This is a genomic window from Endozoicomonas sp. SESOKO2, assembly GCF_024606245.1.
GTDB lineage: Bacteria > Pseudomonadota > Gammaproteobacteria > Pseudomonadales > Endozoicomonadaceae > Endozoicomonas_A.
Window position 1 is genome coordinate 1 of the sequence record NZ_JAHHPQ010000143.1, and the last position, 1,897, is coordinate 1,897.

1 protein-coding gene is annotated in these 1,897 nt (G+C 45.5%); it reads right to left on the minus strand.

The window, feature by feature from the left end; genetic code table 11:
- A partial coding sequence (locus tag KDK17_RS03610; RefSeq protein WP_257287362.1) for a hypothetical protein occupies positions 1-1,509 on the minus strand: 1,509 nt, incomplete at its 3' end.
- Positions 1,510-1,897: the final 388 nt, after the last annotated feature.

Consider the following 1,897-nt stretch of genomic DNA (forward strand, 5'->3'; position numbering starts at 1 on the left):
CAGCTCATTTGAGAGGCGTACTAATTCTCGGAGCGATGGGTGCTGTTTAAGTTGTATAAAGGTATCGCGAAAAGAGATGGAGAACGTCAATGATTGTGCATGAATCAAAATATCACCGATTATGGCTGAATCTGATAGTTTCACTAACAGTTCACGAATAGATTCAAGTGGATTTGAATAGAGCAGGAACAATTGAACGAAGTACTCGGCAAAGCAACATTTTTCAAATGCTCCTATAGGTGGTTGTTGGCCAGATTGGTTGACCCTGTGGATTATATCCTGAACAATCTTATACAAAATCCTCAGGTTGTTGTCGCCCGCTTCGGGCAGTGTCCGGTCAGGTGGAATGATCGGCTGAAGTGAAGACAGAATATCAGGGTCATTCAAATTCCGTGTTTTATCGCTTGTGGCTTCTATCAGCTGCTCGATAAACCGGTTACGCAATGAATGCTCTTTGAAAGAACGCTGCAGTTCCAGTATTGCCTCAAGAGGAGTAACAGGATTACCCCCGCTATTCCTGCCTTTTGTTTCCAGAACCTGCAAACGCTGAGGCATGTCTAACTCATACAGTATTTCCCTCAGCTTAAGAACGGCATCAGGATCGCCGCTTTCAATGATGGCTATAAGCTGGTTCGCAAGTCTCTGAAGGTCTTGAGTCGTAGCGTTTTTTTCATTCTCCTCTCCATTGTCGTCTTTTCTGTTATTTCCACTGCCATCATTCCATTCTGCCGGTGATCTGCTCTCCTGACCTTCAGGTTCATCTCTTTGCTCCTTTTGATGGTCGTTATTTTCGTCCTTTGATTCTTGATCGGCTACCTTGCCATAGGGTTCTCCATCCGCACTACCTTCTTTAAAGCTGACAGCATGATGTGTCTTCAAGGCTGTACGCTCAAGAAACAATTTTAAACATTGATGGTTTTCGCTGGCCGGGCAAGCAATGGCGGTACGCTGGAAGAGGGTGTTCCAGAAATAAACATCGGTCATTTGCTCAATATTCAGGAAATCGCGCCAACCGACAGGTATAACGGCTTCACTGGAATAACCGTCGGCATTAACCCGTGTCATTTTCAAACGTGCCAGTGATGGCTGTTCCTCAAACGAGGTAGAATCCCTGCCTTTGGACATCAGCCACGAGATGACGGGTGTCAGGATAACCAGATCAATTTCGAATAATCCCGATGGCCAGCCCCCTCCACCCTTCCAGGGTGGAGGGGGTGGATAGTTGCTCAGGTCGTTCTTGACTAATAGTGCGATAATGTCCGAGTCTGCTGACACCACAGGTGTCTTGAAGCAAAGGACACAGTATTGATCATCGAAGCCCTCCGGAAGCAGCAAACTCACTTGCCACTGACTTACAACCCGAGGAACTGTACCGTCATTGATTTCAATCCGAACTTTGTGTCCATCGGAATTATGCCGTTCAATGAGGATTGAGGAATTGCATAATGGCAGAATCGCAATAGCTAGCATGGAAAGAACAAATGCTACTAATAAGCGGTAAAGATGCATTCAAGTCTCGTTACACAACTTGTGTCAATAATACCAACCCGCTCTCTCCCAGGTGGGAAACCCCAGAACAATCTGTGTTGACTTTCTGCCCCGGAAAAAAGTAGCACCACTGATCAATCTTGTTGTTCGGAGTAGAAACAGAGAATAGCCAAGTATTTCTAAATTGCTATTTAGGTTATTGGCCATGTGTAACCCAACCTTCTGCAGCATCAACCAGTAAAGTATCTTGAAGAAGTTGATACCGGGGTAGCAGTCTGGTGTTGCCGTTCAAAAAAACTTACGTCATATCAACCGCTAATAATCTAGCCACCCTGTGAAAACCTCCAATGGAATGACCTGTGGGGTTATATTCAATGGCCGCTTTGCAACTCCCCCCCCAACTTTTACC